Genomic DNA, 24,866 nt, shown 5'->3' with positions numbered 1-24,866 from the left:
CCCTGCGTGATGCCTCAGCCGGGGTCAGATCCGGAGGGGCCGTTCATCCCTCACGGTGAGTGATCCTCGTACGCCCGTACGTCGTCACGCGCCGTGTGCGAGTGCGGGCTCAGCGTGTAAATGGGCCCGAGGTTACTCCTGTCGCGGGCCCATTTCAGGTGCTTGCCGAATATGACACGGCGATGATCCGGTCGGACTAAGCTCGCCCGTAGCGCACCCAGTTGAGATGTAATCGTGCGTTTGTTCCCCAGAGTCCCCGATATTCCGAAAGTCCACGGATGTACCCCCCTGTGTCATGACGCAAGCACCCCCGATACCCCGCCGCCGATCTGCTTCCGAGGGCCCCATGGTGAGTGTTCAACCCCCTCCCGGACACCGCGAACTTCCCCTTACGCGCCTGCTGTTGCCGCCCGCCGTCGTGATGGCCGCGGTGACCGCCGCCGCCGTCGTCCTGGTGGCCCAGCCGGCCCGTGTCGCGGTCGGCGTGTGCGGCGCCATGGCCACGCTCCTGGTGCTCCTCACGTCCGCCGAGATCGTCCGGCGCGGCCGGACCGTGCGCGACCTCAAGGCCGAGCACGCCCGTCACTGCGCGTATCTGGAACACCGGATCGCCGACAACGACCGGCAGATGCTCTACCTCGCGACCGACATCGTGCCCGGCGCCATCGACCACCTGCGCAAGGGCAACTCGATGCGCGAGGTGATGAACCAGCTGGACGAGATCGAGCAGGGCTGGGGGGCCCTGCCCGAACCGCAGCGCGAACTGGTCCGGCTGATGCTGCGCATCGTGGACCACGAGGAGAACCTGCGGGACTCGGCGCACCGTTCGTTCGTCAATGTCGCCCGCCGCGTCCAGGCGATCGTCCACCAGCAGGCCAACGAACTGCGCGAGATGGAGGAGGACCACGGCCACAACCCCGAGGTCTTCGACGATCTGCTCCGCCTCGACCACGGCACCGCCCTGATCGGCCGGCTCGCCGACTCCATCTCCGTCCTCGGCGGCGGGCGGCCCAGCCGCCAGTGGCCCGAGGCGGTCTCCATGTACTCCACCCTGCGTGGCGCGATGTCCCGGATCCTGGAGTACCGGCGGATCTCGCTGGACAACATCGCCCGGATCAGCGCCAAGGGCATCTACGTCGAGCCGATCATCCACGCCTGCGCCGAACTCTTCGACAACGCCACCCGCTACTCGCCCCCGCACACCAAGGTGCACGTCACCGCCGTCGAGGTGCAGAGCGGTCTGGCCATCGAGATCGAGGACGGCGGCATGGGGCTCGGCGAGGAGACCCGCGCGAGCGCCGAGCTGATGCTGGCGAACGCGATGCTGGGCATCGACATCCAGGACATCGGCGGCAGCCCGCGCCTCGGCCTCGCCGTCGTGGGCCGCCTCTGCAAGCAGTTCAACATGCAGATCTCGATGCGCACCTCGGCGTACGGCGGGGTCCGCGCCGTGCTCGTCGTACCGATGAACATGCTCACCCACGAGCGCGGCGTCGGTCTCGCCCACGGCATCGGCGCCACCGGCGTGCCCGTCACCATGGACGCCCTCCAGGGCCCGGCCCGGCCGCCCAAGACCCGGCGGCCCACCAACCCGAAGATCCCCGTCGGGGTCTCCCTGGAGGACGACGTCCCCGAGGTCACCGAGTGGACCGCGGGCGGGCTGCCGCAGCGCCGCAGCCGGGCCACCATCCCGATCACCCAGCGGATCACGGAGCAGTACGCGGCCCAGTACGCCGCCGAACGCGCCGAGAAGGCCGAGCGCGAGGCCCGCGAGGCCGCCCGCGCCGCCCGGCCCCACCCGGAACCCGAGCCGGAGCCCGAGCAGCCGGAGCAGAAGCCGTTCGTCGCGCCCGGCGCGTGGGTCGAGTCCTTCTGGGAGGGCCTGAAGAAGGACCTGCCGCCCGGCACGCACCCGACCGAGTTCACCCGGAACCCGACCAAGTTCCTCCATCTGATCGACGACACGGCCCGCACCGAGGCCGATGACGAAGGGGACGCCAAGTGACGTACCGCGCCAACTTCGACTGGCTGCTCAAGGACCTGTACGACGGTGTTCCGGGCATCGAGATGATCGTGGTCCTCTCGGCCGACGGACTGCGGCTCGCCCGCTACTCCGGTGACCAGGACGCCGCCGACCGGGTCGCTGCGGCCTGCGCCGGGATGCAGTCCCTCGCCAACGCCGTCGCCCAGGAACTGCCCGGCAGCGACGGCGAGATGAAGCTGATCGTCATCGAGATCGACCGCGGCTACTTCTATCTGATGGCGGCCGGCGCCAACGCCTATCTCGCGGTGCTCTCCGACATCAAGTGCGAGCCCGGCATGATGAGCAACCGCATGCGTGACCTGGTCGTCCGTATCGGCGCCCATCTCACCAGTCCGGCGCGGCACAGCAACGGGCAGACCGTATGACCTCTCCCAAACGCCAGCGGCGCCACCCTCAGAAGCCGCCCGAACCCCCACCCGCGCGCGAGTGGGCCCCGTGCGCCGACCACGCCCCGCGCGCCGACCACACCGCGCCGGAGGGCCGGGCCTCGCCGGAGGGTCGGACCCGGCGGGAGGAACCGGCCCCTCAGGAGGCTCTCCGGGCAGGCGAGGCCCCCCAGGTGGGTGAGGCCCCTCCGGAGGGCAAGGGCGGCAACCCCGAACGCTGGTACGTCATCGGGGGCGCGGACGGCGGACGGGCCGGTCTCGACCTGGTCACCCTGATCGTGGCCCGCGCCGAGGATCCACCGTCGTCCACCACCCCCGAGCAGGCGGCGGTGCTCCGGCTGTGCGCCGCCCCGCTCTCCGTGGCCGAACTCTCGGCCTATCTCCACCTCCCGTACAGCGCGGTGACCGTCCTGCTCACCGACATGCTGACGGCCGAACTGGTCCAGGCGCGCGCCCCGATCGTCCGCCAGGCGCTCCCCGACCGTTCCCTTCTCGAAGCGGTGATGCATGGACTTCAAAGGCTCTGACACCGTCCCCACCATCCCCGGACCACGCACCGAGGACCATCTCCCGCACACGGCACAGGCCGCCGTGAAGATCGTGATCGTGGGCGGGTTCGGGGTCGGCAAGACCACCATGGTCGGGTCGGTCAGCGAGATCAAACCGCTGACGACCGAGGAGACCATGACCCAGGCCGGCATCGGCGTCGACGACAACCGCGGCTCCGACACCAAGACCGCCACCACCGTGGCCATGGACTTCGGCCGGATCAGCGTCTCGAACCGACTGGTGCTGTATTTGTTCGGCACCCCCGGCCAGGAGCGCTTCTGGTTCCTGTGGAACGGTCTGTTCGAAGGTGCCCTCGGCGCGGTGGTGCTGATCGACACCCGGCGCCTGGAGGTCAGCTTCGACGTCATGGGCCGGCTGGAGGAGCGCGGTGTCCCCTTCGTCGTCGCCGTCAACACCTTCCCCGACGCGCCCCGCTACCCCGTCGAGGAACTGCGGGCCGCCCTCGACCTCGCCCCCGAGGTGCCCATCGTGGAGTGCGACGCCCGCCGCCGCGCCTCCAGCCGGGACACCCTGCTGACCCTCATGCGCTTCCTGCACGAACTCGCCCTGGCGGGCACCCTCACCTGAACCCCGAACCCCGAACCCTGATCCCCGAACCCTGATCCCGGAACCCGGCTTCCAGCCTCGGAGCATCCCCCGTGACGCCTGAACCCCGTACCCCCACCCCAGCCACCCCCGCCACGGCACAGGGCCTCGTCCCGCCCCCCGGCTGCCCCGCCCACACACCCGGCGGCGGCGCGGTGGAGCGTATCTACGGCCCCGGGGCCGCCGACCTCAGTGGCCTGTACGAGAAGCTCCGCGCCGAACACGGCCCCGTGGCCCCCGTGCTGCTCCACGACGACGTCCCCATGTGGGTGGTGCTCGGCCACGCCGAGAACCTGCACATGGTCCGCACCCCCTCCCTCTACACCCGGGACAGCCGCATCTGGTCCCCGCTGCTCGACGGCAGGGTCAAGCCCGACCACCCGCTGATGCCGCACATCGCCTGGCAGCCCATCGCCTCGCACGCCGAGGGCGACGAACATCTGCGGCTGCGCGGCGCGGTCACCGGCGCCATGTCGACCATCGACCACCGCTCCCTGCGCCGCCACATCAACCGGCACACCCAGCGGCTCGTCAACCGGTTCTGCGAACGCGGCACCGCCGACCTCGTCAGCCAGTTCACCGAGCATCTGCCGATGGGCGTGATGTGCGAGATCCTCGGCATGCCCGACGAGTACGGCGACGAACTCGTGCACGCCGCCCGCGACACCCTCAAGGGCACCGAGACCGCCATCGCCAGCCACGCCAAGGTCATGGAGGCGCTCAGCCGGCTCACCGGCCGCCGCCGCGCCGCCCCGCAGGAGGACTTCACCAGCTACCTGATCCGCCACCCCGCCGGGCTCACCGACGACGAGGTCCGCGAACACCTGCGCCTGGTGCTGCTCGCCTCCTACGAGGCCACCGTCAACCTGCTCTCCAGCGTGCTGCGCATGGTCCTCACCGACCCGCGCTTCCGCGCCCGGCTCAACGGCGGCCAGATGACGGTGCCCGAGGCGGTCGAGCAGTCGCTGTGGGACGAACCGCCGTTCAGCACCGTCTTCGCCTACTTCGCCAAGCAGGACACCGAACTGGGCGGCAAGCGGATCAAACGCGGCGACGGTCTGCTCTTCGCCCCCCAGCCGGGCAACATCGACCCGCGCGTACGGCCCGATCTCTCCGCCCACATGCAGGGCAACCGCTCCCACCTCGCCTTCGGCGGCGGCCCGCACGAATGCCCCGGCCAGGACATCGGCCGCGCCATCGCCGACGTAGGCGTGGACGCCCTGCTGCTGCGCCTGCCCGACGTGGAACTGGACTGCCCCGAGGGGGACCTGCGCTGGACCGAGTCCATCGCCTCCCGCCATCTGGTGGCGCTCCCGGTGGTCTTCGCCCCCACGGCCACCCAGGACATCCAGGTCCCGCCGGCCGTCCGCAGCGCGCCCCCGCGACCGGTCTGGGAGATCTCCACCCAGCGACCGGAGCCGATCACAGAACTCCGGCCTACGACGACCTCCCTGAAGCAGTCCCAGCCGCAGCCGCAGCCGCAGCCGCAGCCGACACCCACGTCTGCCTCGGCGCCCGCGCCCGAGTCCGTGCCCGCGTCCTCGTCCGAGGAGAGGCCGAGCGCCTGGCGGCGGTTGGTGCGGTGGTGGCGGGGCGAGTGACGCCCGCAGCCGGGGGCGTACGGTCCTCGCCCGGCCCGGCTACGGCTGTGCCGCCCAGGACTCAAGCACCCGGGAGCTGCGCAGCCGGTGCTCCACCCCTGTCACCGGGTCGGTGAACTCCAGCCCCCGGGCGAGGAGTTGGAGGGGGTCGCGGAACGCGCCGGGGGTCTCCGGGGCGGCGACCTCCGGGTACAGCGGGTCGCCGAGGATGGGCACGCCCAGGGCGGTCATGTGCACCCGTAGCTGATGGGTCTGGCCGGTGTGGGGCAGCAGCCGGTAGCGGCCCAGCCCGTCCGCGCGGCGGTGTTCGATCAGGTCGATCTCGCTGACCGCGTTGGGCTCGCCCGGCACCTCCCGCGCGGCCAGCACCCCGCGCTCCTTCAGGATCCGGCTGCGCACGGTCCGGGGCAGCGCGAGAGCGGGATCGTACGGTGCCACCGCCTCGTACTCCTTGCGCACCCGCCGGTCGCGGAAGAGCCCTTGATAGGCGCCGCGTTCCTCCGGTCGTACGGTGAACAGCACCAGCCCCGCCGTCAGCCGGTCGAGCCGGTGGGCGGCGCCCAGGGTGGGCAGTCCCAGTTCGCGGCGGAGCCGGGCGAGCGCGGTCTGGACGACATGGCTGCCGCGCGGGGTGGTGGCCAGGAAGTGCGGTTTGTCGGCGACGACGATGTGTTCGTCGCGGTGGACGATCTCGATGGGGAACGGCACGGGCACCTCGTACGGCAGTTCGCGGTGGAACCACACATACGTCCCGGGCCGGAATCCGGCGTCCGGTGCCACCGCCCGCCCGTCGGCCCCGACGAACAGCCCCGCCGCGAACATTCCGTCCACGACCCCGGGGCCCGCCCCCGACAGCCGCTCCACCAGGTACTCCCGGACCGATTCCCACGGTCCCTCGGCGGGCAGCCGGACCCGGACCGGATCGATGCCGTCGCGCTGGGGGAGCGGGGCGGGCGGGGGAGGGGTACGGCGGCGCATGATGGGTTCAGGGTAGGGGAACGGGGGTGGCCTGCGGGCGCGCGCGGTGGCGCGGCTCGCTCAATCGCTGGGGACCGTGGTCCTTCGCCGGGCAGGATGCGGGGCATGCCCTTCCGACGGCTGGAACTCAGCCATTCCGTCGCCAACGAGGCGTCCTGCCGGGTCGCCGCGAAGACCGGGTTCGCCGTGGAGGGCACCAAGCGCTCCGCGCTGCTGCACGAGGACGGCTGGCATGACATGCATCTGCACGCGCGGGTGCGCGGGGACCGGCCCGGGACCCACTGAGCCCGGGCCCGTCCGGTCAGGTCACGCCGCCGCCCGCTGCCGATTCGTGTTCTTCTCCTGCTCGGCCTCGATCCGCGCGTTCCAGTCCTGCTTGGAAGCCTGCCAGCCGTCCTCGTCATGGCCGAGCCGCCAGTAGCCGGAGATGGAGATGGCCTCGCGCGGCACCTGGAGTTCCACGCGCAGCATGCGGCGCAGTTCCTTCACCCAGCTCGCCTCGCCGTGCACGAACGCGTGCATCCGGCCCTCCGGGAAGCGCAGCGCCCGTACGGCCTCGACCAGGGCCTCACCGACCGGGCGGTCCCCGCGGTGCAGCCAGACCACCTCCGCGTCGGAGTCGATCTTCTGCTCCTCCTCGGGACCGGAGATCTCCACCAGGGCCCGCACCTCGGCGCCGCGCGGCAGCGCCTCCAGGGCGGCGGCGATCGCGGGCAGCGCGCTCTCGTCGCCGACGAGCAGATGCCAGTCCGCCTCGGGGTCGGGGGCGTAGGCGCCGCCCGGGCCGAGGAAGCGCACGGTCTCACCGGGCCGCACCCGCAGCGCCCAGGGGCCGGCGAGCCCCTCGTCGCCGTGGATGACGAAGTCCAGGGTGAGATGGCGCAGTTCGGGGTCCCAGGCGCGCACGGTGTAGGTCCTCGTGACCGGCCATTGCTCGCGCGGGTACTCGGCGCGGATCCGCTGGATGTCGAAGGGTTCCGGATAGGTCACCCCGTCGACGGGGAACAGCAGCTTCACATAGTGGTCGGTACAGGTGTCCGCCGAGAAATCGGCGAGGCCGTCGCCGCCGAGCACCACGCGTTGCATATGGGGGGTCAACCGTTCGGTGCGGACGACCTGCGCGGAATGCGGCTTCGGCGGCTTGCGAGCCGGACGTGCTGCCATGGCGACCTCCCTGCTGTTCCATGCTTAGGTTTACCTAAGTTAGCACCCCCTCCCGGCGGACACCTCTTGTCCTGGCGGAGCGGCGCGGGGATTCACACGTGTGAGGGCGGGGCGGGGCCTTTGGGGGAGGCTGTTTCTCCCGGGCGGTGCGCCGGTGCGCCCCAGGTCAGGCGGTGTTGGGCCGGGGGCGCGTCCTCGTCCGGCGCGAATTCGTGGGGGTGCGGGCAATTTCCCCGCTCCTTTTCCGGTGGGGGACGCAGTTGAACGTTTCCCGCCCGGCGGACGGCATCACGAGGCCGCAAGCCCACGCCCTCGCGGAGCCATGGCCATACCTCACCGCATACCCGCCCCGTGGGCCCTATCGACCCCGCCCTGGGCTCTATCGCCCCCGACTCCGGCTCCTATGGGCGCCCCGGACCGACCTGGACCCTATGCGGACCCGTCCTGGCCCTATGCGGACCGTCCCGGGCCCTATACGGACCGACATCGGCCCTAGGAGACCCGCCCCGGGCTCTATGGGCCCGTCTCCGGCTCCTATGAGACCGTCCCCCGTCCCTAGCCGTCCGTCCCGGCTCCAATGCCGTACGTCCCCGGGCCCTGTGGAGCCGTCCCCCTCCCCCTACGCCTTCCGTCCCCGGCCTTCCGTACCCCGTCCCCGGCCTTTCGGACCCCGTCCCCGGCCCTCCGTACCCCGTCCCCGGTCCGGGGTCCGGTCCTATGAAGCCGGTTCCCGGCTCATCGGCGTGGTTGTCATGCCACCGCGTTCAGGGTCAGCAGCAGCCGGTGCAGGGAGTTGCCCAGGTTCCAGCGGGCCGCCAACTCGTCCAGTGCCGCCCGGTCGCGCGGTTCGCGCGGGAGGGTGCTGTCGATCTCCGGCAGCGGGACGTCGTGCGCGACGCGCACCACCTTCGGGGCGACCTCGACGTACGGTCGCGACTCGGACAGCCGCTTGCGCTGCGACGGGGTCAGCTTGGCCTTGGGGTCGTCCACGGCGGCCATGATCCCGGCCAGGTCCCCGAACTCGGCGATCAGCTTCGCCGCCGTCTTCTCGCCGATGCCGGGCACGCCCGGGAGCCCGTCGCTGGGGTCGCCGCGCAGCAGCGCCAGATCCACGTACCCCGCGCCGTCCACGCCGTACTTCTCGCGCAGCACCGCCTCGTCGGTGAGCTGGAGGTTGCCGACGCCCTTGATCGGATACAGCACGCGCACCCCCCGCGCGTCGTCCACCAGCTGATACAGATCGCGGTCACCGGTGACGATGTCCACCGGGCCGTCCGCCCGCACGGTGAACGTGCCGATCACGTCGTCCGCCTCGTAGCCCGCGACGCCCACCCGGGCGATGCCCAGCGCGTCCAGCACCGCCTCGATGATCGGCACCTGCGGCGAGAGGGTGTCGGGCACCTCCTCCTCGTCCGGCCCGGCCGCGCGCTCCTCGGCCACGCGGTGCGCCTTGTACGAGGGGATCAGCTCGACCCGCCACTCGGGGCGCCAGTCGGCGTCCATGCACGCCACGAGCCGGGCCGGGCGGTGGTCCCGTACCAGGCGTTCGATGAACTCCAGCAGTCCGCGCACGGCGTTCACCGGTGTGCCGTCCGGGGCCTTCACGGACTCCGGGACGCCGAAGTAGGCGCGGAAGTAGAGCGAGGCGGTGTCGAGGAGCATCAGCTGTCCGGTCACGCTCGCATCATGCCGCACCCCACTGACACCCACCCCCCGGCGCGCGCTCTCCACCGATCACCGCAACATCCTCCGAGCCCCTGCATCAAGAGCGCACCGTGTGACCTGCGACACTCTTCAGTTTGGCTTGAAGACGTCGGGGCAGGCGCGGCGTCGGAGTGATGCCGGTTGCTGGTTCAACCGTTTCGTGGCCCGGCGCCACTCCTGTCCTTGCCCCCGAGACAAGAGGTTCGCGTGTCATCCAGGCTTGAGGCCGAGCACCTTTACAAGGTGTTCGGCAGACGACCGGTCGATACAGTCCGAAGGCTCCGCGACGGAGCCGACCGGGAGGAGCTGCGCGCCGACGGCACCACCGCCGCCGTGATCGACGCCTCCTTCACCGTGGAACCCGGCCAGATCTTTGTCGTCATGGGCCTGTCCGGATCCGGCAAGTCCACGCTGCTGCGCATGCTCAACGGACTGCTGGAGCCGACCGCGGGCACCGTCCGCTTCGACGGACAGGACCTCACCGCGCTCCCCGCGCGCGATCTGCGCGCGGTCCGTGCCCGGAAGATCAGCATGGTCTTCCAGCACTTCGCGCTCTTCCCGCACCGCAGCGTGCTGGAGAACGCCGCCTACGGCCTCGCCGTCCAGGGCGTGCCGCGCGCAGAGCGGGAGCGGCGGGCCGCCGAGGCGCTCGCCCTGTGCGGTCTCGAAGGCTGGGAGAAGTCCTGGCCCGACGAGCTGTCCGGCGGTATGCAGCAGCGGGTGGGCCTCGCCCGCGCGCTCGCCACCGACGCCGACCTGCTGCTGATGGACGAGTCCTTCAGCGCCCTGGACCCGCTGATCCGCCGCGACATGCAGGACCAGCTCCTCACCCTCCAGCGCACCCTGAAGAAGACCATCGTCTTCATCACCCACGACCTCAACGAGGCCATGCGCCTCGGCGACCGGATCGCGGTCATGCGCGACGGCCGGATCGTGCAGAACGGCAGCGCCGAGGACATCCTGCTGCGCCCCGAGGGCGACTACGTGGCCTCCTTCATCCAGGACGTCGACCGCTCCCGGGTGCTGACCGCGGGCGCCGTGATGGAGACCGACCTGCGCGGCGACGAGGCCGACTGCGGCTGTCTCACCGCCACCCCCGACACACCGTTCCACGAGCTGTGCGCGCTCAGCACCCGGCTGGCGCACCCCGTCGCCGTCCTGGAGGGCGACACGGTGGTCGGTGTCGTCCCGCGCCGCCGTCTGGTGGCCGTCGTCGGTGACGAGCAGGGGCCGAGCGAGCCCTGTCTCTCCCCGCGGGTGCGGACCCTGACCGGCAGTATTCCGGCCGGCGAGAAGGTGATCGCCCGTGCCTAGAATCCCCTTCGGCGACTGGATCAACAGCACCGTCGACTGGCTGCTGGACAACGTTGCCTGGCTCTTCGACTTCCTCAAATCCGTCTTCCTGGGCGCCTACGACGGTATCGACGCCGTCCTCCAGGCGCCCGAACCCCTGCTGCTCGCCGGGATCTTCGCCGTGATCGCCTTCTGGCTGCGCGGCACCCTCGCCGGTGTGCTCTCCTTCGCCGGCTTCGCGTTCATCGACTCCCTGGGGTTGTGGGAGAACGCGATGATGACCCTCTCGCTGGTCCTCGTCGCCACCCTGATCGCCCTGCTGATCTCGGTGCCGGTCGGCATCTGGGCGGCCCGCTCCGAGCGGGTCAGCGGACTGGTCCGGCCGGTGCTGGACTTCATGCAGACGCTGCCCGCGATGATCTACCTCATCCCGGCGATCCTGTTCTTCGGCAGCGGCGCCCCCGCGGGCATCGTCGCCACCCTGATCTTCGCGCTCGCCCCGGGCGTCCGGATGACCGAGCTGGGCATCCGCCAGGTCGACAAGGACCTGGTCGAGGCCGCCGAGGCGTTCGGCACCAGCCGCCGGGACATCCTGCTGCGCGTCCAGCTCCCGCTCGCCCTGCCGACCGTCATGGCCGGTGTCAACCAGGTGATCATGCTGGGCCTGTCCATGGCCGCCATCGCCGGCATGGTCGGCGCCGACGGGCTGGGCGCCGACGTCAACGAGGCGCTCGGTCAGCTCAATGTCGGCCTCGGCTCCGAGGCGGGCGTCGCCATCGTGATCCTCGCCATCTATCTGGACCGGATGACCGGCGCGCTCGGCACCCAGGTGTCGCCGATCGCCCGCCGCGCCGCCGCCCGCGCCCGTGCCGCGCACACCGCGCGCGCCCTGAAGGTGTGGTCGTACCGGCCGCGTCCGGCCGTCGCCATGGCCGGTGTTCTGGTCCTCGCCCTGGTGGCGGGGGGCCTCGGGATCTTCGGCGGTTCGAAGGCCACCACCGACGCCTCGGACGCGAAGAACGTCGGCCAGGGCAAGAAGCTCACCGTCGGCTACATCCCCTGGGACGAGGGCGTCGCCTCCACCTTCCTCTGGAAGGAGATCCTGGAGCAGCGCGGGTACGAGGTCGACGCCAAGCAGCTCGACGCCGGACCGATGTACACCTCGCTCGCGAGCGGCGACATCGACTTCGAGACCAACTCCTGGCTGCCGACCACCCACGCGCAGTACTGGAAGAAGTACGGCGACCGCGTCGAGGACCTCGGCTCCTGGTACGACGAGACCTCGCTGGAGCTGACCGTCCCCAGCTACATGGAGGACATCGACTCCCTGGCGGACCTCAAGGGCAAGGCCGGTCTCTTCGACGGCAAGATCACCGGTATCGAGGCCAGCGCCGGTGAGATGCAGCTGCTGAAGAGCAAGGTCGTCAAGGAGTACGGCCTTGAGGACGAGTACCAGGTGGTTGACAGCTCCAGCCCGGCGATGCTCGCGCAGCTCAAGCGGGCGTACGCCAAGAAGGAGCCGATCGTCGTCACCCTGTGGTCGCCGCACTGGGCGTACAACGACTACGACCTGAAGAAGCTCAAGGACCCCAAGGGGGCCTGGGGCGCCGGCGACGGCGTGCACATGCTGTCCCGGCAGGGCTTCACCGAGGACCATCCGGTGGTCGGTGAGTGGCTGAAGAACTTCAGCATGACCGAGAAGCAGCTCACCAGCCTGGAAGCCGAGATCAACAAGGCGGGCAAGGGCAACCAGCAGGACGCCGTGCGCGCCTGGCTGGAGCAGAACCCCGGGGTGGTCGACAAGTGGGCGCCCGTGCAGAACGCGGGCGGTGACAGCCCCGCCGAGGCGAAGCGGCCGGTGAACGTGGCCTGGTTCCCCTGGGACGAGGACATCGCCATCACCTACCTGTGGAAGAACGTCCTGGAACGGCGCGGCTACACGCTGAACCTGAAGCAGATGGACGTGGGCCCGGTCTACACCGGCCTCGCCGCCGGGGACCTGGATCTCAACTTCGACGCCTGGCTGCCGTACGCCCAGAAGAACTACTGGGACAAACACAAGGACAACCTGAACGACCTCGGCACCTGGTACGAGCCCACCTCGCTGGAGATCGCCGTCCCGTCCTACGTCAAGGACGTCGACTCCCTGGAGGATCTCAAGGGCAAGGCCGATCTGTTCGACGGCCGGATCGTCGGCATCGAACCGGGCACCGGGGAGATGGACCTGCTGAAGAACAAGGTCATGCCCGGCTACGGCCTGGAGGACGAGTACAAGGTCGTGGACGGCTCCACGCCGGCGATGCTCGCCGAGCTGAAGCGGGCGTACGCCAAGAAGGAGCCGATCGCGGTCACCCTCTGGTCACCGCACTGGGCGTACAGCGAGTACGAGCTGACCAAGCTGAAGGACCCGCAGAAGGGCTTCGGCGAGGGAAACACCATCCGCACCATCTCCAGCGAGAAGTTCCCCGAGCAGTACCCGCAGCTCACCGAGTGGATCGGTCAGTTCAAGATGACCGAGGACGAGCTGGGCACCCTGGAGGCGGAGATCAAGAACCGCGGCCAGGGCAAGGAGGAGGAAGCCGTCGCCGCCTGGCTGGAGGACCACCCGGACATCGTGAACCGGATGACCCCGCAGTGATCCCGTGACGCCTTCCCGGTGATCCCGCCCCTGTGGTGACCCGCCGCCCCGTGACGCGCCTGACGGCCGTGTCGCGGGGCGGCTGCCGTCGGATCGGCCGGGGGCGGGCCGGGAGCCGGGCCCGGTAGCCGGACCGGGGGCGGGGCCGGGGGGACGGGGGCCGAGGCCGGGTCACCGCAAGGATTCGGCCAACCACGGAGAGCCACCCGGGTGCTCCGTGGGTGCTTCATGGGTGCTCCGCTGGTGCTTCATGGGTCGCGCGAAGGTGCGGGAACCCGGCGCGAAACCCCGTTTCGGGCACCGAACGGGTGCTTCCACGCCTCGCGCGGGGTGCGGAAGTGGCGTGAACTATGAGATCGGACCTCAGACAATGCGTCGGCGACATGACGAGCGCCGGAATCGGTTTGCCGAACATGCGTAGGGTGCAGAGAACTCATCGGGGAGACTCGACGGGAGACTCGACAGAACGAGGAGCGGAGGAGGGAGCGGGAGCGATGGGCGACCACAAGGAACAGCCCCTGCGGGTGGGCGCGGCCGTACGGCGCCGCCGTCGGGCCCTGGACCTGACCCTCGCCGTCGTGGCCGAGCGCAGCGGCCTGTCGGTGCCCTTCCTCAGCCAGGTCGAGAACGACCGCGCCCGTCCCAGCCGCGGCTCCCTGGAGAAGGTCGCCGACGCCCTGCGGACCACCGCTGTCGAACTCCTCGCCGCCGCCGACCCGGCGTGCAGTGTGGATGTGGTGCGCGCCGATTCCGCCGGGCTGAACCCCGACCCCCGGGCGCGTTCCCTGGTCCGCGGCCACCACCAGATGCAGGCGTCCGAGTTCACCGGCGACCACGAGGCCGGCCGTGAATTCCAGCACCGCAACGACCAGTTGCTCTACGTCGCCGACGGGGCCGTGGAGATCGAGGCGGAGGGCCGCGCCTACCGCCTCGGCCGCGGCGACTCCCTCTATCTCACCGGCGGCGTCCGCCACCGCTGGCGCGCTACCGTCCCGGAGACCCGCGTCCTCGTCGTCGCCGTCGCCGAACACATCGAGGCCGTGGAGGACCGGCACTAGCGCCCCGTCCAGGACGGGCCGGAGAACAGGCCCGTAGGGTCGGTGGCATGCGTGCCGTCATGCGTGTCGTCTCCCTGGTGCCGTCCCTCACCGAAGCCGTCGCCGTGTCGCTGCCCGGGGTGCTCGTCGGGGCCACCGACTGGTGCTCCCACCCGGCCGGCCTGGACGTGACCCGGATCGGCGGGACCAAGAACCCCGACGTGGAGCGGATCGCGCGGCTCCGGCCCGACCTGGTGATCGCCAACGAGGAGGAGAACCGCGCCCCCGACCTGGACGCCCTGCGCGCCACCGGCACCGAGGTACTGGTCACCGAGGTCAGGGACGTGCCGCGGGCGTTCCCCGAACTGGACCGCGTCCTCACCGCCTGCGGCGCCCCCGGCCGCCCCCGCTGGCTGGACGACGCCGAGGCCGCCTGGGCGTCGCTCCCGGCGCCCGCGCACCGTACGACCGCCGTCGTGCCGATCTGGCGGCGGCCCTGGATGGTGCTGGGCCGGTCCACCTTCGCCGGGGACATCCTCGCCCGCCTCGGTGTCGACCACGTCCACGCCGCCCACCCCGAGCGCTATCCGCGGATCCCGCTCCAGGAACTCCTCGACGCCCGCCCCGACCTGGTGGTGCTGCCCGACGAGCCCTACCGCTTCACCGCCGCCGACGGCCCCGAAGCCTTCCCCGGACTGCCCTGCGCCCTCGTCAGCGGACGCCATCTCACCTGGTACGGGCCCTCCCTCACCGAGGCCCCCCGGGTGCTGGGCGAGGCCCTGCGAGCAGCACACCGCTGACCAGCCCCCGTACGGTGTGCGCGGCGGCCGTCCCCCAGGCCGCGACCAGCACCGCGTACAGCACCACCGCGAGCCCGTCGAACACGGCGAGTCCGGTGTGGCGGGACAGCGCCTCCGCGCCCGTCACGCAGGTGCCCACGGGGAAGGTGAACGCCCACCACGTCATCGCGAAGCCCATCCCGCGCCGCCGCGCCCGCACCACGTACGCCGCCGCCAGCGCGCACCACAGCAGCGCGAACCCGATCACCGGCACCCCGTACAGCACCGCGAACACCCCGAACCCGGTGGCGTACGGCTCCGCAACCACCCCCGGTGCCACGTCGGCGAACGCGCCCGCCGCGGTCGTGGACTGCCCCAGCGGGCCCAGCACCAGGAACAGCGTCGGGGCCAGCGCGGGCGGCAGTGGCCCGCCGGTCAGCAGCCGGGCGAACACCATCGGCAGCACCAGCAGGGTGGCGAACAGACTCACCCCGAACATCGCCACACACGCCAGCAGCAGCGTCGCGCGCGCCTGCCCCGGCGGCACATGCGGTACCAGCAGCGGCCCCAGCGCGGCCGACACCATCGGCGCCACCAGCGGCAGCAGCCACACCGGACTGGCCTCACCCACCGCCGCGCGAGGGCGTACGACCATCAGATACGGCACCGTGACCGCCGCCGCCAGCCCCACCGCCGTACCGGCCGTGAACAGCACGGCGTCCAGCGCGACCGCCGCGCTCGTCCCGATGAGGTCCGCACCCACCGTCATCGCGCCCCCGCCCACCGCAAGCAGCGCCATCGCCGGACAGCCGTAGAACGGGACCATCGCGGGGTCGAGCAGATGCGCGCGGGCCTGGTCGGCGTGGTGGCGCCAGTGCAGGGCGCGGGCGGCCAGCAGCGCCACGAGCAGCAGCAGGGACAGCGCCCACACGGCCGTGCACACCGTGCGCAGACCGGGGACGGGAAGCGGCAGCCCGGCCCCGGCGGTGCCGACGACGGCGGTGCCCATGACGACGGCGTACCAGTTGGGTCCGAGATGGCGGACGGTACGCGGGCGGGGGACGCCCCGGGTGAGGGGCAGGGGAGGGGCGGCGGTGACCATGCCCCCACGGTTTCGCCGCCGGGCGCCCACCACCAGGGAGTCCTCCCCTATGGGGGCATAAGGTGGGGTTATGAGCAGCGGAGCGGGCGGCGGGGGAGCGGGCGGCGGGAAGGGCGGCGGAAAGGCCGGCATGGGGGACCGAGACCCGGATCAGCGTCCGGCCCCGGGTTCACTGGCCCACCGGGTGCCGGATCTGGGGGCACTGGAACTGCTGCTCGCCGTGGCCCGGCTCGGCAGCCTCGGCGCGGCGGCGCGTGAGGTGGGGGTCAGCCAGCCGGCCGCGAGCAGCCGGATCCGCTCGATGGAGCGGCAACTCGGCGTCGCCCTCGTCGACCGCTCTCCGCGCGGCTCCCGCCTCACGGACGCGGGCGCGCTGGTCACCGACTGGGCGCGCCGGGTGGTGGAGGCGGCGGAGGCGTTCGACGCGGGCGCGCAGGCGCTGCGGGACCGCCGCGACTCCCGGCTCAGGGTCGCCGCCAGCATGACCATCGCCGAGTATCTGCTGCCGGGCTGGCTGCTGGCGCTGCGCGCCCAGCGCCCCGACACGGCCGTCTCCCTGCTCGCGGGCAACTCCGCCGCCGTCGCCGAACGCCTCCTCGCCGACGAGGCGGACCTGGGGTTCGTGGAGGGCCTGAGCGTGCCGGCCGGCCTGGACGCGGTGGTGGTCGCCCATGACCACCTGGTCGTCGTCACCGCCCCCGCCCATCCCTGGGCCCGCCGCCGCGGCCCCGTGTCGCCGGCGGAACTGGCCGCCACCCCCCTGGTCCTGCGGGAACAGGGCTCCGGCACCCGGCAGGTCCTCGACGCGGCCCTCGGCGGTCTGGCCCGCCCCCTGATCGAACTCTCCTCCACGACCGCCGTGAAGGCGTCGGCGGTGGGCGGTGCGGGCCCGGCGGTCCTCAGCGAACTGGCGGTGGGCGAGGAGCTGTCCACCCGCCGCCTGGTCGCCGTCCCGGTCGACGGCATCCGGCTGCGCCGCGACCTGAGGGCCGTCTGGCGCACCGGCCACCGCCCGGCGGGCCCGGCGAGGGAACTCCTCGGCCTCACCCGACAGCCCACCCCGCCTCCACGCCCCTGACCGGCACCCGCGCCCCCACCTCTCCAAGGGGGGCAGGACCCGGAACGCGGTCAGGAGGCCGCCCCGGCCCCTTCGGCCGCCCCGGCCGCCTCCACCAGTGCCCGCATCACCCGCAGATCGCGGTCCATCTCCGGATGCCACTGCACCCCCAACACCCACCCGTCCCCGGGAAGTTCGACCGCCTCTACCGTGCCGTCCCCCGCGTACGCGGACGGCACCAGCCCACGCCCCAGCCGCTCGACGGCCTGATGGTGATGCGTGGGCACCGCCGTCCCCTCCGGTACGACGGACGCGTACCGCGTGCCCGGCACGGGCTCGACCAGGTGCGTGCCGAAGGTCCCCACCCGCTCCACATGCCCGTCGAGATGCTGGACCAGCGTGCCGCCCAGAGCGACGTTCAGCAGCTGCATCCCCCGGCAGATCCCGAGCAGCGGTACGCCGGAGGCGAGCGCCGCGTCGATGAGGGCCAGCTCCCACGCGTCCCGTTCCGGCGCCGGGGGACCGGTGCGGGGGTCGCGTCCGGCGCCGTAGCGGGCGGGGTCGACGTCCGGTCCGCCCGCGATCACCACGGCGTCCAGCCGGGCGACGGCCGCCGCCGCGTGCTCGGGCGCGTCCGGCGGCAGCATCGCGGCGAGGCCGCCCGCCCGCCGGATCAGCCGGGGGTACTCCGTGGGCAGCAGGGCCGCCTCCAGCTCCCACACCCCCCAGCGCACCCCCGCCTCCAGATAGGTACTGACACCGATCAACGGTCTGCTGCTCATCGGGCCTCCTCCCGCCACCGCACCACCCGCAATGGCTTACCCTCATACCTTTGCCGCCGGACACCGGCCGAGGCAAGCAGGGCGTCGGCCGTCATCGCCGCCCGGCCCGCCCGGCCCCGGCTCCGCCCGGCCCCGCCCGCGTCCGCTCGGCCCCGGCCCCGCCCCCGCTCGGCCCCGGCCTACGTCAGGAACCCCCGCAGCAGCGCCGCCGTGCCCGCGCAGTGCTCCCGCATGATCTCCCGCGCGCCGTCCGCGTCCCCGTCCAGGACCGCCTCCACCAGCGCCGTGTGCTGACGCTGCGAGTGCTCCAGGTTCCGCACCAGCAGCGGGATGCAGTCCAGCAGTTCGTTCACCGAGGCCCGTACGCCCGCGTACCGCGCGGCCAGGGACGGCGATCCGCACAGCTCGGCGACCGTGAGGTGGAACAGGGTGTCCAGCCGCCGGTACTCGCCGAGCGGCGCGTCCCGCGTACGGTCGAGCGCCTCCCGCAGCCGGTCGGCCCCGGCGCCGCCCAACCCGTGCGCCGCGCACAGTCCCGCCGCCCCGACCTCCAGCACCTCCCGGAAGCGCAGCACGTCCTCGATGTCCACCGCGGCGACCCGCCGCCGCAGTTCGTCCTCGCCCCCGGCGTCGGTGCGCGGCAGCACGAACGTGCCGCCGTAGCGGCCCCGGCGCGACTCGATCAGGCCCTGGTCCTGAAGCACCTTCAGCACCTCGCGCAGGGTCACCCGGCTGATCCCGAGCCGCTCCGCCAGTTCCCGCTCGGCGGGCAGCCGGCCGCCGGCCGGAACCAGGCCGAGCCGTACGACCTGGAGGATCTGCTCCAGGGCCTCCTCGAAACCGTTGCCCGCCCGCACCGGCCGCAGCACCGACGTCAACCGGTCGGCGCTCCGCGCGCCCGCCGTTCCGGCCTCGTTTCCGGGCTCGGTTCCGGCCTCGTTTCCGGTCATGGTTCCGGCCTCGTTTCCGGTCATGGTTCCGGTCTCGTTCACGCGATCCGGCGGCATCCGCACGCGCCCCCTTCCCAAGCAATGGTCTCCAGCAATACCTTATGGCTCCCGGCCGGTCCATGACTCCTCCAGGAGGCACCCCGTGGCAGACCGCACACCCCCGCTGAGCATCGAGGAACTGCACGCCCTCGTCGCGGCGGGTGACATCGACACCGTGGTCCTGGCCTTCCCCGACATGCAAGGGCGCCTCCAGGGCAAGCGGTTCGCGGCCCGCTTCTTCCTCGACGAGGTCCTCCGGCACGGCACCGAGGGCTGCAACTACCTCCTCGCCGTCGACGCCGAGATGAACACCGTCGACGGCTACGCCATGTCCTCCTGGGACAACGGCTACGGCGACTTCGCCATGCACCCCGACCCCGCCACCCTGCGCCGCGTGCCGTGGAACGAGGGCACCGCCCTGCTGATCGCCGACCTCGCCTGGGCCGACGGATCGCCCGTCACCGCCGCGCCCCGCCAGATCCTGCGCCGTCAGCTCGACCGGCTCGCCGCCCTCGGACTGACCGCGCAGATCGGCACCGAGCTGGAGTTCATCGTCTTCAAGGACACCTACGAACAGGCGTGGGACGCCCACTACCGCGGACTCACCCCGGTCAACCGGTACAACGTCGACTACTCCGTCCTCGGCACCGGCCGGATCGAACCCCTGCTGCGCCGCATCCGCAACGACATGGCCGGCGCCGGTCTGACCGTCGAGTCCGCCAAGGGCGAGTGCAACCCCGGCCAGCACGAGATCGTGTTCCGCTACGACGACGCCCTCGTCACCTGCGACCAGCACGCCGTCTACAAGACCGGCGCCAAGGAGATCGCCGCCCAGGAAGGCGTCTCCCTGACCTTCATGGCCAAGTACAACGAGCGCGAGGGCAACTCCTGCCACATCCATCTCTCGCTCACCGATGCCACCGGCGCCAACCAGATGGCCGGCACCTCCGACGACCCCCACGGCATGTCCGAGCTGATGCGCCACTTCCTCGCCGGACAACTGACCGCCCTGCGCGAGTTCTCCCTCCTCTACGCCCCCCACATCAACTCCTACAAACGCTTCCAGCCCGGCTCCTTCGCGCCGACCGCCGTCGCCTGGGGCCACGACAACCGCACCTGCGCGCTACGGGTCGTGGGGCACGGCCGCTCCACCCGCTTCGAGAACCGGCTCCCCGGCGGCGACGTCAACCCGCACCTCGCCGTCGCCGCCATGGTCGCGGCCGGACTGCACGGCGTGGAGCACAAACTCGACCTCCCCGACCCCTGCGCCGGCAACGCCTACACCGCCGACTACGCCCATGTCCCCACCACCCTGCGCGAGGCCGCCGAACTGTGGGAGCACAGCACCCTGGCGCGGGCCGCCTTCGGCGACGACGTCGTCGCGCACTACCGCAACATGGCCCGTGTCGAACTGGACGCCTTCGACGCCGCGGTCACCGACTGGGAGCTGCGCCGCTCCTTCGAACGCATGTGAGGCCCCTCGTGACCCACCCGTCTGACCCGTCCGACCTGTCTGACCCGTCCGACTCCTCCGGCCCGTCCGCCCGCTCCGGCAGCCCCGGACCGCTCCAGGTGCTCAACCCGGCCACCGAGGAGGTCGTCGCCACCGTCCCGGCGGCCTCCGCGGCCGACGTGGACGCCGCCGTCGTACGCGCCACCCGCGCCCAGACCGCATGGGCCGCCCTCGCCCCCGGCGACCGCGCCCGGCTGCTGCGCCGCTTCGCGACCGTCGTGGACGACCACGTCGAGGAACTGGCCGCGCTGGAGGTCCGCGAGGCCGGGCACGTGCTCGGCAACGCCCGCTGGGAGGCGGGCAACGTCCGCGATCTGCTCGACTACGCCGCCGGGGGAGTGGAGCGGCTCACCGGCCGCCAGATCCCCGTCCCCGGCGGCCTCGACGTCACCCTCCTCGAACCCCTCGGCGTCGTCGGCGTGATCGCCCCCTGGAACTTCCCCATGCCCATCGCCGCCTGGGGCACCGCCCCCGCCCTCGCGGCGGGCAACGCGGTGCTCCTCAAACCCGCCGAGTCCACCCCGCTGACCGCCCTGCGCCTCGCCGAACTCGCCCTGGACGCCGGCCTCCCCGAGCACCTCTTCCAGGTGCTGCCCGGCCACGGCCCGGTCGCCGGAGACGCCCTCGTACGCCATCCCGGCGTCGCGAAGATCGTGTTCACCGGCTCCACCCGGGTCGGCAAACAGGTCCTGGCCCGCTGCGCCGACCAGGTCAAACGCGTCACCCTCGAACTCGGCGGCAAGAGCCCCAACATCGTCTTCGCCGACGCCGACCTGGAGGCCGCGGCCACCGCCGCCCCCATGTCCTTCCTCGACAACTCCGGCCAGGACTGCTGCGCCCGCACCCGCATCCTCGTCCAGCGCCCGGTGTACGACCGCTTCCTCGACCTGCTCGCCCCGGCGATCGAGAACGTCACCGTGGGCGACCCCGCCGCCCCCGGCACCGACATGGGCCCGCTGATCTCCCGGCTCCAGCTGGACCGCGTCCGCTCCTACGTCACCGCCGACATGCCCGGCATCCGCGGCAAGGCCCCCGACGGCCCCGGCTACTGGTACCCGCCCACCGTCCTCACCGGTGTCGACCCCGGGGCACGGGTCGCCGTCGAGGAGGTCTTCGGACCGGTCGCCGTCGTCCTGCCCTTCGAGGACGAGGCCGACGCGATCCGACTCGCCAACGCCACCGAGTACGGCCTCTCCGGCTCCCTGTGGACCCGTGACGTCGGCCGCGCGCTGCGCGTCTCCCAGGCCGTGCGCGCTGGCAACCTGTCCGTCAACTCCCACTCCAGCGTCCGCTACTGGACCCCCTTCGGCGGCTACCGGCAGTCCGGCATCGGCCGCGAACTGGGCCCGGACGCGCTCGTCGCCTTCACCGAGACCAAGAACGTCTTCATCAGCACGGAGGGCCCCGCACAATGACCGAAGCGACCGGACCGACCGAACCGACCAAGGCGGCCAAGGCGGCCAAGGCGGCCGAAGCCCCTGACGCCACCGCTGCCGCCGAGGCGGCCGGACAGAGCGTCTGCCGCCGCCTCGTGGGCCGTACGGCCGTCATCACCGGAGCCGGCAGCGGCATCGGCCTCGCCACCGCCCGCCGACTCGCCTCCGAGGGCGCCCATGTCGTCTGCGGCGACATCGACGAACCGAGCGGCAAGGCCGCCGCCGAGGCGGTGGGCGGCACCTTCGTCAAGGTCGACGTCACCGACGCCGAGCAGGTCGAGGCCCTGTTCCGGGCCGCCCACGACACCTACGGCAGCGTCGACATCGCCTTCAACAACGCCGGGATCTCACCCCCCGACGACGACTCCATTCTGGAGACCGGCCTCGACGCCTGGAAGCGGGTCCAGGAGGTCAACCTCACCTCCGTCTACCTGTGCTGCAAGGCCGCCCTGCCGTACATGCGGCGCCAGGGCAAGGGCTCGATCATCAACACGGCCTCCTTCGTGGCCCGGATGGGCGCCGCCACCAGCCAGATCTCCTACACCGCCTCCAAGGGCGGCGTCCTCGCCATGTCCCGCGAACTCGGGGTGCAGTTCGCCCGCGAGGGCATCCGCGTCAACGCCCTGTGCCCCGGCCCGGTCAACACCCCGCTTCTCCAGGAACTGTTCGCCAAGGATCCGGAGCGGGCCGCGCGCCGACTGGTGCACATTCCGCTCGGCCGGTTCGCCGAGGCCGAGGAGATCGCCGCCGCCGTCGCCTTCCTGGCCAGCGACGACTCCTCGTTCGTCAACGCCACCGACTTCCTGGTCGACGGCGGGATCTCGGGGGCGTACGTCACACCGCTGTAGCGGGCCGCCCAGCGGGGCCGGCGATCGCCCTACAGTGCCCGGGTGAGCATCACACCGCCGCCCGGCTGGTACCCCGATCCGTCGGCCCCGCACCTCGAACGGTGGTGGGACGGCACGGCCTGGACCGACCACCACCGCCACCCCGAGGCGAGCGGCGGACCGACCCCGGACCACGCGCCTGCGGCGGGCCCCCCGCACGGCGACGGGGAGTCCGTCCGGGCCAAGGCCATCGCGCTGACCGTCGCCGGGGCCGTGCTCGTGGCCGCCGTCGTCACCGCCTCCCTCGTCCTGATCGACGGCGACCCCGAGGGCGACACCCCGGGCGCCGACCCCGCGCCCACCGCCACCACCCACGGCGGGGAGCCGACCCGCACCACCGCCCGGCAGCCCTCGCCCCCCACCGAGGACCCGAACGTCGTCGTGGACCAGCTGAACGGCCTCACCTTCCCCGTGCTGGACGGCTGGGAGCGGGTCGACAGCTCGGTGCAGGACAACGCCGTCCTGCGGACCGACGGCAGCTACGACTGCCCCGGCGCGGGCTCGCTCTGCCGCCACGGCCTGGTGATGTCCCGCACCGTCACCGAGAACGCCGAGACCTCCCCCGAGGCGCTCGCCCGGGGCGACATCGAGACCGCGGCCGACGAGGCGTACGACCGCAACCCGCTCGACCAGCGTCCCTACGGCGGTGTCGAGTCGACCGAGGAGATCGCCGCCGGGCCGGTCGCGGTGGCCGGCCGCGCCGGGTACTACGTGCGCTGGCGGGTCGGGACCGCGCTGGGACCCGGCGGCTACGTCCAGTCCCTCGCCTTCCGGTCCAGCACCGGCACCCAGGCCCCCGTCATCGTCCGCACCGTCCTCGACGCCGGGCCGGAGGCCCCGCCGCTCACCGACATCGACCGCATCACCCGGGGCATCCGCTCGATCGACGACACGGCGACGGGCGGCGGGGTGGGCACCAGCATGGGCCCGTCGGACTGAAGACCGACCGATGACCTCGATGACCTCGATGGCGTCCATGACCCCGATGACCCCGATGACCCCGAAGACCCCGAGGGGGCTAAAGGAACGTCCGGCCCTCGCCCCGGTACGTCGGCACGGTCGCCGTCACCCGGTCGCCCTCCACCAGGTGCAGCTCATCGAACCGCTCACACAGCTCACCGGCCTTCGCGTGCCGGAACCACACCCGGTCACCGATCAGCAGATCGTCGGCGGGCGGACCCACCAGCGGCGTCTGCACCTCGCCGGGCCCCTCCTGGGCGTCGTAGCGCAGCCCCTCGGGCAGATACGGCACCGGCAGCCGGTCCGGACCCGCCGGACCGGAGGCGGGATAGCCGCCCCCGAGCACGGTGACCACCCCGACGCCGGGCCTGCGCACCACGGGCTGCGCGAACAGCGCCGCGGGACGGCCGCTGAAGGAGGTGTAGTTGTCGAACAGCCGGGGGACGTACAGCCCCGAGCCGGCCGCGATCTCGGTGACCGCGTCCTCCGCGGCGGTGTGCTGCACACTGCCGGTGCCGCCGCCGTTGACGAACTCCAGATCCGGGACGACCGCCCGGACCTCCCGGACGACCGCGGCACGCCGCTCGGCCAGTTCCCGGCGCGCGGCGGACTGCATCAGCCGGATCGCCCGGGACCGCAGCGGCCGACCCGCGACGGAGTCGCCCACGCCCGCGACATGACCCTCGTACCCCATGATCCCGACGACCTCGAACCCCGGGCGCCGGGTCACCGCCCGCGCGAGGTCGGCGACTTGGGCGGGGGAGCGCAGTGGCGAGCGCAGGGCGCCGACCCGGACCCGTCCGCCGAGCAGCCGCAGCGAGGTGTCCAACTCCAGGCAGACCCGCACCACTTCGCGGCCTCCGCCGCGCGAGGCGTCGATGAGATCGAGCTGGGCCGGGTCGTCCACCATCACCGTCACCGCCGCGGCGAGCTTCGGGTCGCCGGCCAGTTCGGCGTAGCCGGTCCGGTCGGCCGACGGGTAGGCCAGCAGCACATCCTCGAAACCGGAGCGGGCGAGCCACAGGGACTCGGCGAGCGTGAACGACATGAGCCCCGCGAAACCGTCCTTCGCCAGCGCCCGTTCGAGCAGCGCGCGGCAGCGCACGGACTTGCTGGCCACCCGCACCGGCTTGCCGCCGGCCCGCCGTGACAGGTCCTGCGCGTTGGCGTCGAAGGCGTCCAGATCCACGATCGCGAACGGGGCGTCGAGAGGGGCGGTGGCCCGGTCGTAGCGGGCCCGGTCGGCGGCTCGTGGGGTCATGTGCGAAGCCTGCCAGACGCGATTACCGCAGGGTAGGGGGACGTTCCGGGCAGATGCCCCGGGGGCGCGGACTGGTTCCCGTTCGAGCCGCGTCAGCCCG

General features: G+C 72.2%; 21 protein-coding genes and 1 pseudogene. 15 read left to right on the top strand and 7 right to left on the bottom strand.

Annotation, left to right across the window (positions count from 1 at the left end; genetic code table 11):
• The first annotated feature begins 346 nt into the window (after positions 1 to 346).
• The 5 genes from ACIQNG_RS22460 (at position 347) to ACIQNG_RS22440 (ending at position 5,186) form a co-directional block, all read left to right on the top strand.
• A complete protein-coding gene (locus ACIQNG_RS22460) occupies positions 347 to 2,005 on the top strand; it encodes an ATP-binding protein (RefSeq protein ID WP_401487250.1) in 1,659 nt (552 codons plus the stop codon).
• Positions 2,002 to 2,409, top strand: coding sequence for a roadblock/LC7 domain-containing protein (locus tag ACIQNG_RS22455; RefSeq protein WP_401429103.1), 408 nt, complete (start codon positions 2,002 to 2,004; stop codon positions 2,407 to 2,409). Before ACIQNG_RS22460 ends, ACIQNG_RS22455 begins: the two co-directional genes overlap by 4 nt.
• A 194-nt stretch (positions 2,410 to 2,603) precedes the next feature.
• A complete protein-coding gene (locus tag ACIQNG_RS22450) occupies positions 2,604 to 2,957 on the top strand; it encodes a DUF742 domain-containing protein (protein WP_401429449.1) in 354 nt (117 codons plus the stop codon).
• Positions 2,938 to 3,567, top strand: a complete 630-nt coding sequence (locus ACIQNG_RS22445) for a GTP-binding protein (RefSeq protein WP_401429105.1) — start codon at positions 2,938 to 2,940, stop codon at positions 3,565 to 3,567. Before ACIQNG_RS22450 ends, ACIQNG_RS22445 begins: the two co-directional genes overlap by 20 nt.
• Positions 3,568 to 3,638: 71 nt before the next feature.
• Positions 3,639 to 5,186: a cytochrome P450 gene (locus ACIQNG_RS22440; protein WP_401487248.1), complete on the top strand. Its 1,548-nt coding sequence runs from the start codon at positions 3,639 to 3,641 to the stop codon at positions 5,184 to 5,186.
• A gap of 39 nt (positions 5,187 to 5,225) precedes the next feature.
• On the opposite strand, the gene ACIQNG_RS22435 is transcribed toward ACIQNG_RS22440, so the two are convergent.
• Entirely contained in the window at positions 5,226 to 6,164 is a 939-nt protein-coding gene (locus ACIQNG_RS22435; protein WP_401487246.1) for an RluA family pseudouridine synthase, read from the bottom strand.
• Between the two features lie 111 nt (positions 6,165 to 6,275).
• Here ACIQNG_RS22435 and ACIQNG_RS22430 point away from each other — a divergent pair.
• Positions 6,276 to 6,449 (top strand): annotated as a pseudogene (locus tag ACIQNG_RS22430) (GNAT family N-acetyltransferase); the annotation flags it as partial.
• A 21-nt stretch (positions 6,450 to 6,470) separates the two neighbouring features.
• Here the strand turns inward: ACIQNG_RS22430 and ACIQNG_RS22425 are convergent.
• Together ACIQNG_RS22425 and ACIQNG_RS22420 are read right to left on the bottom strand one after the other, a co-directional pair.
• Positions 6,471 to 7,328 (bottom strand): siderophore-interacting protein, encoded by an 858-nt coding sequence (locus ACIQNG_RS22425; RefSeq protein WP_401487244.1) that lies wholly within the window; start codon positions 7,326 to 7,328, stop codon positions 6,471 to 6,473.
• 750 nt (positions 7,329 to 8,078) lie between these two features.
• Positions 8,079 to 8,990 (bottom strand): 5'-3' exonuclease H3TH domain-containing protein, encoded by a 912-nt coding sequence (locus tag ACIQNG_RS22420; protein ID WP_401487492.1) that lies wholly within the window; start codon positions 8,988 to 8,990, stop codon positions 8,079 to 8,081.
• A 249-nt stretch (positions 8,991 to 9,239) separates the two neighbouring features.
• Between ACIQNG_RS22420 and ACIQNG_RS22415 the strand changes: the two genes are divergently transcribed.
• The 4 genes from ACIQNG_RS22415 to ACIQNG_RS22400 all read left to right on the top strand — a co-directional run bounded on the left by ACIQNG_RS22415 (position 9,240) and on the right by ACIQNG_RS22400 (position 14,800).
• Positions 9,240 to 10,346 carry a glycine betaine/L-proline ABC transporter ATP-binding protein gene (locus tag ACIQNG_RS22415; protein ID WP_401487243.1) on the top strand — a complete coding sequence of 369 codons (1,107 nt, stop codon included), beginning with the start codon at positions 9,240 to 9,242 and terminating at the stop codon, positions 10,344 to 10,346.
• Positions 10,339 to 12,963, top strand: coding sequence for an ABC transporter permease/substrate binding protein (locus tag ACIQNG_RS22410; RefSeq protein WP_401429117.1), 2,625 nt, complete (start codon positions 10,339 to 10,341; stop codon positions 12,961 to 12,963). The genes ACIQNG_RS22415 and ACIQNG_RS22410 overlap by 8 nt, the downstream gene beginning before the upstream one ends.
• 494 nt (positions 12,964 to 13,457) lie before the next feature.
• A complete protein-coding gene (locus tag ACIQNG_RS22405) occupies positions 13,458 to 14,021 on the top strand; it encodes a helix-turn-helix domain-containing protein (protein ID WP_401487241.1) in 564 nt (187 codons plus the stop codon).
• Between the two features lie 59 nt (positions 14,022 to 14,080).
• Positions 14,081 to 14,800, top strand: coding sequence for a helical backbone metal receptor (locus tag ACIQNG_RS22400; RefSeq protein ID WP_401487490.1), 720 nt, complete (start codon positions 14,081 to 14,083; stop codon positions 14,798 to 14,800).
• Here the strand turns inward: ACIQNG_RS22400 and ACIQNG_RS22395 are convergent.
• The gene (locus ACIQNG_RS22395) at positions 14,748 to 15,881 is read right to left on the bottom strand and encodes a TDT family transporter (RefSeq protein WP_401487239.1); all 1,134 of its coding nucleotides are present in this window, start codon (positions 15,879 to 15,881) and stop codon (positions 14,748 to 14,750) included. The genes ACIQNG_RS22400 and ACIQNG_RS22395 overlap by 53 nt on opposite strands.
• Positions 15,882 to 16,011: 130 nt before the next feature.
• Between ACIQNG_RS22395 and ACIQNG_RS22390 the strand changes: the two genes are divergently transcribed.
• Positions 16,012 to 16,959, top strand: a complete 948-nt coding sequence (locus ACIQNG_RS22390; protein ID WP_401429453.1) for a LysR family transcriptional regulator — start codon at positions 16,012 to 16,014, stop codon at positions 16,957 to 16,959.
• Positions 16,960 to 17,009: 50 nt separating this feature from the next.
• Here the strand turns inward: ACIQNG_RS22390 and ACIQNG_RS22385 are convergent, their stop codons facing one another.
• Entirely contained in the window at positions 17,010 to 17,720 is a 711-nt protein-coding gene (locus ACIQNG_RS22385; RefSeq protein ID WP_401487237.1) for a gamma-glutamyl-gamma-aminobutyrate hydrolase family protein, read from the bottom strand.
• Between the two features lie 179 nt (positions 17,721 to 17,899).
• A complete protein-coding gene (locus tag ACIQNG_RS22380) occupies positions 17,900 to 18,670 on the bottom strand; it encodes a FadR/GntR family transcriptional regulator (protein WP_401487488.1) in 771 nt (256 codons plus the stop codon).
• A 142-nt stretch (positions 18,671 to 18,812) separates the two neighbouring features.
• Here ACIQNG_RS22380 and ACIQNG_RS22375 point away from each other — a divergent pair, with 142 nt between their 5' ends.
• The 4 genes from ACIQNG_RS22375 to ACIQNG_RS22360 are packed head-to-tail and all read left to right on the top strand — an operon-like array spanning position 18,813 to position 23,484.
• On the top strand, positions 18,813 to 20,183 hold the full coding sequence (locus tag ACIQNG_RS22375; RefSeq protein WP_401487235.1) for a glutamine synthetase family protein: 1,371 nt from the start codon (positions 18,813 to 18,815) through the stop codon (positions 20,181 to 20,183).
• Positions 20,184 to 20,218: 35 nt separating this feature from the next.
• Positions 20,219 to 21,637: an aldehyde dehydrogenase family protein gene (locus tag ACIQNG_RS22370; RefSeq protein ID WP_401487486.1), complete on the top strand. Its 1,419-nt coding sequence runs from the start codon at positions 20,219 to 20,221 to the stop codon at positions 21,635 to 21,637.
• The gene (locus ACIQNG_RS22365; protein ID WP_401429132.1) at positions 21,634 to 22,506 is read left to right on the top strand and encodes a 3-oxoacyl-ACP reductase; all 873 of its coding nucleotides are present in this window, start codon (positions 21,634 to 21,636) and stop codon (positions 22,504 to 22,506) included. Before ACIQNG_RS22370 ends, ACIQNG_RS22365 begins: the two co-directional genes overlap by 4 nt.
• Positions 22,507 to 22,554: 48 nt before the next feature.
• Positions 22,555 to 23,484, top strand: coding sequence for a DUF2510 domain-containing protein (locus tag ACIQNG_RS22360; RefSeq protein WP_401487484.1), 930 nt, complete (start codon positions 22,555 to 22,557; stop codon positions 23,482 to 23,484).
• A 79-nt stretch (positions 23,485 to 23,563) separates the two neighbouring features.
• On the opposite strand, the gene ACIQNG_RS22355 is transcribed toward ACIQNG_RS22360, so the two are convergent.
• Positions 23,564 to 24,766 (bottom strand): amino acid deaminase/aldolase, encoded by a 1,203-nt coding sequence (locus tag ACIQNG_RS22355; RefSeq protein WP_401487233.1) that lies wholly within the window; start codon positions 24,764 to 24,766, stop codon positions 23,564 to 23,566.
• Positions 24,767 to 24,866: the final 100 nt, after the last annotated feature.

This window comes from Streptomyces sp. NPDC091377 (assembly GCF_044757045.1).
GTDB lineage: Bacteria > Actinomycetota > Actinomycetes > Streptomycetales > Streptomycetaceae > Streptomyces.
The sequence above is the reverse complement of the archived record's forward strand: the minus strand, read 5'-3'. Positions and strand labels throughout refer to the sequence as shown.

Bases quoted from the DNA above. Each gene is read 5' to 3' on its own strand.
- ACIQNG_RS22445 (WP_401429105.1), top strand. From the start codon at position 2,938: ATGGACTTCAAAGGCTCTGACACCGTCCCCACCATCCCCGGACCACGC.
- ACIQNG_RS22390 (WP_401429453.1), top strand. From the start codon at position 16,012: ATGGGGGACCGAGACCCGGATCAGCGTCCGGCCCCGGGTTCACTGGCC.
- ACIQNG_RS22400 (WP_401487490.1), top strand. From the start codon at position 14,081: ATGCGTGTCGTCTCCCTGGTGCCGTCCCTCACCGAAGCCGTCGCCGTG.
- ACIQNG_RS22460 (WP_401487250.1), top strand. From the start codon at position 347: ATGGTGAGTGTTCAACCCCCTCCCGGACACCGCGAACTTCCCCTTACG.
- ACIQNG_RS22380 (WP_401487488.1), bottom strand. From the start codon at position 18,670: ATGACCGGAAACGAGGCCGGAACCGAGCCCGGAAACGAGGCCGGAACG.
- ACIQNG_RS22420 (WP_401487492.1), bottom strand. From the start codon at position 8,990: ATGCTCCTCGACACCGCCTCGCTCTACTTCCGCGCCTACTTCGGCGTC.
- ACIQNG_RS22355 (WP_401487233.1), bottom strand. From the start codon at position 24,766: ATGACCCCACGAGCCGCCGACCGGGCCCGCTACGACCGGGCCACCGCC.
- ACIQNG_RS22365 (WP_401429132.1), top strand. From the start codon at position 21,634: ATGACCGAAGCGACCGGACCGACCGAACCGACCAAGGCGGCCAAGGCG.
- ACIQNG_RS22435 (WP_401487246.1), bottom strand. From the start codon at position 6,164: ATGCGCCGCCGTACCCCTCCCCCGCCCGCCCCGCTCCCCCAGCGCGAC.
- ACIQNG_RS22425 (WP_401487244.1), bottom strand. From the start codon at position 7,328: ATGGCAGCACGTCCGGCTCGCAAGCCGCCGAAGCCGCATTCCGCGCAG.
- ACIQNG_RS22385 (WP_401487237.1), bottom strand. From the start codon at position 17,720: ATGAGCAGCAGACCGTTGATCGGTGTCAGTACCTATCTGGAGGCGGGG.
- ACIQNG_RS22405 (WP_401487241.1), top strand. From the start codon at position 13,458: ATGGGCGACCACAAGGAACAGCCCCTGCGGGTGGGCGCGGCCGTACGG.
- ACIQNG_RS22395 (WP_401487239.1), bottom strand. From the start codon at position 15,881: ATGGTCACCGCCGCCCCTCCCCTGCCCCTCACCCGGGGCGTCCCCCGC.